Origin of the sequence: Neoaquamicrobium microcysteis (genome assembly GCF_008180155.1) — a bacterium.
Lineage (GTDB): Bacteria > Pseudomonadota > Alphaproteobacteria > Rhizobiales > Rhizobiaceae > Aerobium > Aerobium microcysteis.
On record NZ_VSZS01000058.1, the window covers coordinates 170,595 to 179,130 of the forward strand.

At 62.6% G+C, this 8,536-nt stretch carries 9 protein-coding genes; all 9 read left to right on the forward strand.

The annotated features are described in order from the left end of the window. The first annotated feature begins 93 nt into the window (after nucleotides 1-93). Nucleotides 94-969 (forward strand): alpha/beta hydrolase, encoded by an 876-nt coding sequence (locus tag FY036_RS07205; RefSeq protein WP_148914036.1) that lies wholly within the window; start codon nucleotides 94-96, stop codon nucleotides 967-969. Nucleotides 970-1,017: 48 nt separating this feature from the next. After that, the gene (locus FY036_RS07210; protein ID WP_148914037.1) at nucleotides 1,018-1,869 is read left to right on the forward strand and encodes a VOC family protein; all 852 of its coding nucleotides are present in this window, start codon (nucleotides 1,018-1,020) and stop codon (nucleotides 1,867-1,869) included. Beyond that, entirely contained in the window at nucleotides 1,866-2,699 is an 834-nt protein-coding gene (gene kdsA, locus FY036_RS07215; RefSeq protein WP_148914038.1) for a 3-deoxy-8-phosphooctulonate synthase, read from the forward strand. Before FY036_RS07210 ends, kdsA begins: the two co-directional genes overlap by 4 nt. Before the next feature lie 85 nt (nucleotides 2,700-2,784). Further along, the gene (locus tag FY036_RS07220) at nucleotides 2,785-3,150 is read left to right on the forward strand and encodes a PRC-barrel domain-containing protein (protein WP_148914039.1); all 366 of its coding nucleotides are present in this window, start codon (nucleotides 2,785-2,787) and stop codon (nucleotides 3,148-3,150) included. Nucleotides 3,151-3,307: 157 nt separating this feature from the next. Next, nucleotides 3,308-4,582, forward strand: coding sequence for a phosphopyruvate hydratase (eno, locus tag FY036_RS07225; RefSeq protein WP_148914040.1), 1,275 nt, complete (start codon nucleotides 3,308-3,310; stop codon nucleotides 4,580-4,582). 89 nt (nucleotides 4,583-4,671) lie between these two features. Next, nucleotides 4,672-4,995 carry an FtsB family cell division protein gene (locus tag FY036_RS07230; RefSeq protein ID WP_148914055.1) on the forward strand — a complete coding sequence of 108 codons (324 nt, stop codon included), beginning with the start codon at nucleotides 4,672-4,674 and terminating at the stop codon, nucleotides 4,993-4,995. 171 nt (nucleotides 4,996-5,166) lie between these two features. After that, on the forward strand, nucleotides 5,167-6,210 hold the full coding sequence (gene pdhA, locus FY036_RS07235) for a pyruvate dehydrogenase (acetyl-transferring) E1 component subunit alpha (protein WP_148914041.1): 1,044 nt from the start codon (nucleotides 5,167-5,169) through the stop codon (nucleotides 6,208-6,210). 14 nt (nucleotides 6,211-6,224) lie between these two features. Then, nucleotides 6,225-7,655: a pyruvate dehydrogenase complex E1 component subunit beta gene (locus FY036_RS07240; protein WP_148914042.1), complete on the forward strand. Its 1,431-nt coding sequence runs from the start codon at nucleotides 6,225-6,227 to the stop codon at nucleotides 7,653-7,655. A gap of 14 nt (nucleotides 7,656-7,669) precedes the next feature. After that, nucleotides 7,670-8,536, forward strand: an 867-nt coding sequence (locus tag FY036_RS07245; protein ID WP_148914043.1) for a biotin/lipoyl-containing protein, incomplete at its 3' end; no start/stop codon positions are given.

The following is an 8,536-nucleotide window of genomic DNA, read 5'->3' on the forward strand; positions in this document are numbered from 1 at the left end:
TGTCGGCGCAAACGATTCGGCAACAAAATCTGCGTCAGACTGGGGCGATTGGCAGGGCGTCGAAATGGCGCCTCCGGGCGAACGGGGCGTTGCGTGACCAGAGTTTTCGGCTTGCTGTCGAGCCACGGGTGGATGTTGGGTTCGGTCTTCGCGGCGGTAGGTGTGCTGCTGGCCGCGCTGTCTACTGCGCCCGAAGTACTGCTTTTCAAGGAGCGACTGGCGCTCAGCCTTTTCGAACTCGACAGCGACGTCGAGTTGCAGCCCATCGATCTGACCACTCATGACGGGCTCGTGCTGCGGTCCTGGTATCATCCGCCGCGTGCCGGTAAGCCGGTGATCGTCTATTTTCCCGGACGAGCGGGAGATGTCATCAAGAAGCCGCGCCACCTCTTCAACCTCGCGGAGCAGGGATACGGTCTCATGCTGGCGGGTTATCGCGGGTATGGCGGCAACCCCGGGCGCCCTAGCGAGGACCGACTGTACCGGGATGCCACGAGGCTCCTTGAAAAGGTGGCCGAAAACCGGCTCGCGCCTAACGGCATCGTCCTCTACGGCTATTCGATGGGCACGGGCATCGCCAGCTACATTGCTGCGCATTCGAAGCCTGTGGGCGTGGTGCTGGAGGCACCGTTCACGTCCTTTCGCGACATCGTCGGACATAACGCACGCCAGATGCCGTTGTTTCTGGTCAGGTCGCGCTTCGATACCCGGTCGCGCTACGCTGCGATCGACGCGCCGGTTCTGCTTCTGGCGGGCGAGCGCGATACGGTCACGCCGGCATCGTTCGCGACGCTTCTTGCTTCAATCAACGAAACATTGTCGCAACTCCACGTCTTCCCGGAAGCCTCGCACGACGACATGTTCGAGCATGGAGCATGGGAGGTCGTATCCGCCTTTCTCGGCGGCCTTCAGGAGCTCGCAATCGCACCGGCCGCGGCGATGGACGGTGTCGGGCCTATCCTCGAATAGAACTCGCTCGGGCTTGCACGCGGTGGCCGATTGGGGCAAACCGCAGCCATGCCTGAAACAGCAGTCGCACCACGTGCACTCGACCACCTCGTCATGCCGACGGCCGACCTCGGCGTGGCGCAGATGCGGCTGGCGGCTCTGGGTTTCACCGTCGCGCCTCAAGGCGTCCACCCGTTCGGCACGGTCAATGCTTGCGTCTATTTCGCCGACGGCACCTTCATCGAGCCACTGGCGGTCGGTGACGCGGCGGCGGTCGAGAAAGCCGTGTCAGACGGCAACAGTTTCGTTGCACGCGACCGCATGTTCCGTGCAGCTCAAGGCGAGGAAGGCCTATCTGCGATCGTGTTATCCACGAAGGATGCGACCGACGATCACGACGCATTCCTGAGGCTGGGAATATCTGGCGGCGACATGGTCGAGTTTTCCCGCCCCTCCGTGGGTGCGGACGGAAAAGCGGACACCGCTTCCTTCCGGCTCGCCTTTGCCACGGACGGGTCGCCGGGGGCATTCTTATTCACCTGCGAACGCAGGAGGGTACCGGCCATCGACCGATCTGCGCTGGAACGTCACCCGAACACTGCGGTGCGCCTAGCCGGGATTCATGCTGTATCGGACGATACGGATGCATTCGCCCGTCTTGTCGCCCTTGCGTCGGACAGTGTGGCGCGGCCTGCCGGTCCTTCCGGCTTCGTCATAGATCTTGCCAACGGGGTAATCGACATTGCCGCTCATACCGGCAGCACGCGGCTCGTCTGGGTAACGTTCGGCGTGGGCGATCTCGACGCCGCGGTAGCGCTGTTCAGCGCCAAAGGCATCGGATACGAGATGCGCGACAACCGAATCCTTGTCCCCGCTACAGCGGGGCAGGGGGCTGATTTCCTTTTCGAGGAGACGAAATGAACGCTGCCAACTCTGTGGTGAGCGCGGGCGATGTCCGCTTTTCCAACACCGGCCCGCTCTCGCTGATCGCCGGACCGTGCCAGCTCGAATCCCGGCAGCATGCATTCGACATGGCCGGCGCGCTCAAGGAGATGTGCGCGAGCCTGGGCATCGGCCTCGTCTACAAGTCCTCTTTCGACAAGGCCAACCGCACTTCGCTGTCGGGCAGGCGCGGGGCCGGCCTCGACGCCGCGTTGCCGATCTTCGCCGATATCCGCAGCAATCTTCATCTGCCAGTGCTCACGGATGTCCACACCGAAGAACAGTGCGCGGCGGTGGCCGAAGCTGTGGACATCCTGCAGATACCCGCCTTCCTGTCGCGCCAGACCGACCTTCTGATCGCCGCCGCCGCAACCGGCAAGGTCGTTAACGTCAAGAAGGGTCAATTCCTCGCGCCATGGGACATGAAGAACGTCGTTGCCAAGGTAACAGGCTCCGGAAACGCAAATGTGCTGGTGACCGAACGCGGAGCCTCGTTCGGCTACAACACGCTCGTATCCGACATGCGCGCGCTGCCGATCATGGCCGAGACGGGCGCGCCGGTCATTTTCGACGCCACCCATTCCGTCCAGCAGCCCGGCGGGCAGGGCGGCTCCAGCGGGGGAGAGCGCCGTTTCGTCGAGACGCTGGCGCGCGCGGCTGTCGCGGTCGGTGTCGCCGGCGTGTTCATCGAGACGCACCAGGACCCCGACAATGCGCCCTCGGACGGCCCCAACATGGTGCCGCTTAGGGACATGCCGCGCCTGATAGAAACGCTCATGGAGTTCGACCGCATCGCCAAATCACGATAGCGGCCCCTGTCGTCCGCTCCCGGAACTTCGCGCCTTGTCCAACATTGAAGACTGACAGGGCGGCGAACAGACAAGGAGCAAACAAATGGCCACTGCAACTGGACACACCGAAGCAATTCAGGCTTCGCGCGTCATTGGCACCGACGTCTACAACACCGAAGGCAAGCACATCGGGACGATCGAGGATGTCATGCTCGACAAGACCTCGAACAGCATCATGTTCGCGGTGATCGGCTTTGGCGGCTTCCTCGGCATCGGTGAAAAATACCACGCGATTCCGTGGTCGACGCTGGACTACGAGCCCTCTCGCGGCGGCTATGTCGTGCCGTTCAGCAAAGAGCAGCTTCAGGCTGCACCCGTGCACGACATCAACGAGCTGACGGGCGGCGACGGGCACAAGGTGCGCGATGCCTCCTACAGCTACTACAAGGTTCCGCCTTACTGGGTCTAAAGATCAGGCCATCGGCAACCACAAGCCCCGCAGCCGCGCTGCGGGGCTTTTCGTTTGCGGATGGTCGCGTATCGGCCTCGGTCATCCGATTGCCTCTTGCATGCCCTTTCGTTAAGACGGCGGCGACCTCGCCATCCTCCATCGAAGGGACCTCGCCATGACTGCTATCATCGACATCATCGGCCGTGAAATTCTCGACAGCCGCGGCAACCCGACCGTGGAGGTCGATGTGGTGCTGGAAGACGGCTCGATGGGCCGCGCCGCGGTGCCGTCCGGCGCATCCACCGGCGCCCATGAAGCCGTCGAGCTGCGCGACGGCGGCTCGCGTTATCTGGGCAAGGGCGTCAAGGGCGCAGTCGATGCAGTCAACGGCGAAATCTTCGAGGCCATCGGCGGTCTGGACGCGGAAAACCAGATCCAGATCGACCGTACGATGATCGAGCTGGACGGGACCGCCAACAAGTCGCGCCTTGGCGCAAACGCGATCCTGGGCGTGTCGCTGGCCGTCGCCAAGGCAGCCGCCAACGCGGCAGACCTGCCGCTTTACCGCTACGTGGGCGGCGCGGGCGCACACGTGCTGCCGGTCCCGATGATGAACATCGTCAATGGCGGCGCGCATGCCGACAATCCGATCGACTTCCAGGAATTCATGATTATGCCGGTCGGCGCGGAGAGCTTCAGGGAAGGGCTCCGCTGGGGTGCGGAAATCTTTCACACGCTCAAGAAGGGCCTGAAGGACGCGGGGCACAATACCAACGTGGGCGACGAAGGCGGTTTTGCGCCGAACCTCAAGAGCGCGCAGGCGGCGCTCGACTTCGTCATGGCCTCCATCGAGAAGGCCGGCTACAAGCCCGGCGAGCAGGTCGGCATCGCGCTCGACTGCGCGGCGACGGAGTTTTTCAAGGACGGCAACTACGTCTACGAAGGCGAGAAGAAGACGCGCGATCCCAAGGCCCAAGCGAAGTACCTTGCAAAGCTCGCGGCCGACTATCCGATCATCTCCATCGAGGACGGCATGGCCGAAGACGACTGGGATGGCTGGAAGGCGCTGACAGACCTTTGCGGCTCGAAGGTGCAGCTCGTTGGCGACGACCTTTTCGTCACCAACTCCGCCCGCCTCAAGGACGGTATCCGCATGGGCGTGGCCAATTCGATCCTGGTCAAGGTCAATCAGATCGGTTCGCTGACCGAAACGCTCGACGCCGTCGAGACCGCACACAAGGCCGCCTACACCGCCGTCATGTCGCACCGTTCGGGCGAGACCGAGGATTCCACGATCGCGGATCTGGCGGTCGCCACGAATTGCGGACAGATCAAGACCGGCTCGCTTGCCCGCTCCGACCGCCTCGCAAAGTACAACCAGCTTCTGCGTATCGAGGAAGAGCTCGGCAAGAGCGCGCGCTATGCCGGCAAGGGCATCCTCAAGGGCTGAAAATTCGAAGGGGCGGTTGCGATGGTAACCGCCCCTTAAGCATGATGGTGTCCAATGCAGCGATTGTATCCGAGTATCGCTTCATCTCCATGTGGACACGCCAGCATAAAAAGAGAAACACCGGCGCACTGATCGTTCCTGCGGTTGCCGCTGTGTTCCTTTCCTATTTTGGATTTCACGCCTTTCAGGGCGAGTATGGCATCTATGCCAAGTATCGCCTCGAAGAGCGGGTCGCCATGCTGGAAGGCAACCTGGCCCGGGTGAGCGCCGAGCGTACGCACCTGGAGCGAAGGGTCCAGCTCCTGCATGACGGAACGCTGGAAAAGGATATGCTCGATGAGCATGCGCGACGCGCACTCAATCTGGCTCTTCCCGACGAAATCGTCATCATGCGGCCTGTCTCTGGAAATTAATCTAAATCCGGTTAATCGCCCGAATCCCGTGCAATTAGAGTTGCTTATGTGCATGTGAGCCATGCGTTTTTCCGCATGGCAGAACGCAGGTGCGCATGATAGCCTTTGCTTAAATTCGGGAGGGCTATGCGCCGGCCCGGTCCGCAAAGAGACGAATACAGGGAGCGAGCCATGGCGACAGCCGCCAGGAAGACGTCTGCCAAATCCAAGGCAGACGGCAAAGCCCAGCCGACACTCAAGACACCGCCTCCGGCGAAGTTCTCCAAGGAGGAGGAACTCAAGGCCTATCGCGACATGCTGCTCATACGGCGTTTCGAGGAGAAGGCCGGTCAGCTCTACGGCATGGGCTTCATTGGCGGGTTCTGCCACCTCTACATCGGCCAGGAAGCGGTCGTTACCGGGATGCAGATGGCGCTCATCGAAGGCGACCAGATGATTACCGCCTATCGCGACCACGGCCACATGCTTGCCATGGATATGAGCCCACGCGGCGTGATGGCCGAACTGACCGGACGCCGGGGAGGCTACTCCAAGGGCAAGGGCGGCTCCATGCACATGTTCTCCAAGGAGAAGAACTTCTATGGGGGACACGGCATTGTCGGCGCTCAGGTCTCACTGGGCACGGGACTGGCCTTCGCCAACAGGTATCGCGGCAACGACAATGTCTCGCTGACCTATTTCGGGGACGGCGCGGCCAACCAGGGCCAGGTCTATGAGAGCTTCAACATGGCATCGCTATGGAAGCTTCCGGTCATCTACATCATCGAGAACAACCGCTACGCGATGGGCACCTCGGTGTCGCGCTCGTCGGCCGAGACCGACTTCTCCCAGCGCGGCCTGTCTTTCCGCATTCCGGGCATCCAGGTGGACGGCATGGACGTGCGCGCGGTGAAGGCGGCCGGCGACATGGCGGTGGCGCATTGCCGTGCCGGCAACGGCCCGATCATTCTGGAAATGCAGACCTACCGCTATCGCGGCCATTCGATGTCGGACCCGGCGAAATACCGGTCGAAGGATGAAGTGCAGAAGATGCGGTCCGAGCATGACCCCATCGAGCAGGTGAAGGCGCGGCTGCTGGAAGCCAAGTGGGCCACCGAGGATGAGTTGAAAGCGCTCGACAAGGAGGTGCGCGACATCGTCGCCGACGCCGCCGACTTCGCCCAGACCGACCCGGAGCCGGATCCGTCCGAGCTCTATACCGACATTCTGCTCTAAGGGGGAGGCGGACAATGCCGATCGAAATTCTCATGCCCGCCCTCTCGCCTACGATGGAAGAGGGCAATCTGGCCAAGTGGGTCAAGAAGGAAGGCGACAAGGTCGCCCCCGGCGACGTCATCGCCGAAATCGAGACCGACAAGGCGACGATGGAAGTCGAGGCCGTCGACGAAGGAACGCTGGGCAAGATCCTCGTTGCCGAAGGCACCGAAGGGGTGAAGGTCAACACGCCCATCGCAGTGCTCCTGCAGGAGGGTGAGGACGCTAGTGCAGCTTCTGCAGCTGCAAAGGCGGAGGCGCCGAAGGAATCGAAGCCCGGCGAACCGGCGCAGGCCGAAGGGAGCGCTGGCGGCAAGGCGCGCGAGGCCCATGAAGAGCCGAGCGCGAGCAAGGATGCCGCCGTCCCTGCCGCGCCGAAGCTGGAAATTGCGGCCGACCCGGACATTCCGGCGGGCACGGAGATGGTGCCGACCACGGTCCGCGAAGCGCTGCGCGACGCCATGGCCGAGGAGATGCGCCGCGACGAGGACGTCTTCATCATGGGTGAGGAAGTCGCGGAGTATCAGGGCGCCTACAAGATCACGCAGGGACTGCTGCAGGAATTTGGTGCCCGCCGCGTCGTCGACACACCGATTACCGAACATGGCTTTGCCGGTGTCGGCGTCGGGGCTGCGATGGCGGGGCTGAAGCCGATCGTCGAGTTCATGACGTTCAATTTCGCGATGCAGGCGATCGACCATATCGTCAACTCGGCCGCAAAGACGCTCTATATGGCTGGCGGCCAGATGGGCGCGCCCATCGTGTTCCGCGGCCCCAACGGCGCTGCCGCACGCGTGGCTGCGCAGCATTCGCAGTGCTACGCCGCGTGGTACGGGCATATTCCCGGCCTCAAGGTTGTGATGCCGTACACGGCGGCGGACGCCAAGGGCCTGCTGAAGGCCGCCATCCGCGATCCCAACCCGATCATCTTCCTTGAGAACGAAATCCTCTACGGTCAGACGTTCGACGTACCCAAGATGGACGATTTCGTTCTGCCGATCGGCAAGGCGCGCATCCACAAGAAGGGCAAGGACGCCACCATCGTCTCGTTCGGCATCGGCATGACCTACGTGGTCAAGGCGGAGCAGGAACTGCGTGGCATGGGACTGGACGTCGAGATCATCGACCTGCGCACGATCCGTCCGCTCGATTTCGACACGGTCATAGAATCCGTGAAGAAGACAAACCGCCTTGTCGTGGTGGAAGAGGGCTTCCCGCAATCGTCGGTGGGCGACCACATCGCCAGCCAGGTGATGCAGCGTGCATTCGATCATCTCGATGCGCCCGTCATCACCATCGCCGGCAAGGATGTGCCGATGCCCTATGCCGCCAATCTCGAAAAGCTGGCGCTGCCGAATGTCGGCGAGGTCGTCGAGGCGGTCAAAGCCGTCACCTACCGTAGCTGAGGGAGGGCCGCGCGATGCCTATCAACATCACCATGCCGGCCCTTTCGCCCACGATGGAAGAGGGCAATCTGGCCAAGTGGCTGGTCAAGGAAGGCGACAAGGTTTCGCCTGGCGACGTGATCGCCGAGATCGAGACCGACAAGGCGACCATGGAAGTGGAAGCCGTTGATGAAGGCACGGTTGCAAAGCTCGTCGTGCCGGCGGGGACGGAAGGCGTTAAGGTCAACGCGTTGATCGCGGTTCTCGCCGAGGAAGGCGAGGATGCCGCTGCCGCTGCCAAGGGTGGAGAAGCACCTCCAGCTAAAGCTGAGACGAAGGCAGAGCCGGCAAAGGCGGAAGCGCCCGCCAAGACCGAGGCTGATGCTCCGAAGTCGCAGCATCCTGCGCCGAAGCAAGAAAAGAAACAGGCTGAGACCTCCGGGGCGTCCGGTGGGCGCACCTTTTCATCGCCGCTTGCCCGCCGGATTGCGAAGGATGCCGGCATCGACATTTCCGCCGTTTCCGGTTCGGGGCCGAAGGGCAGGGTGGTGAAGGCCGATGTCGAGTCGGTTCTTGCCGGGGGCGGCAAGGCGGCACCTGCGTCGAAGGCTGCCGATGCCGCGGCGGCTCCGGCAGCAGGCGCGCCTGCACCGAAGCCGATGTCCGACGATGCTGTGCTCAAGCTGTTCGAGGAGGGCTCCTACGAGCTCATCCCGCACGACAGCATGCGCAAGACCATCGCGCGCAGGCTGGTCGAAGCCAAAAGCACCATCCCGCATTTCTACCTCACGCTCGACTGCGAGATCGACGCGCTTCTGGCGCTGCGCAAGCAGCTGAATGACGCAGCCCCCACCCTCAAGGGCGAGAAGGGCGAAGAGCCGGCCTACAAGCTGTCGGTCAAC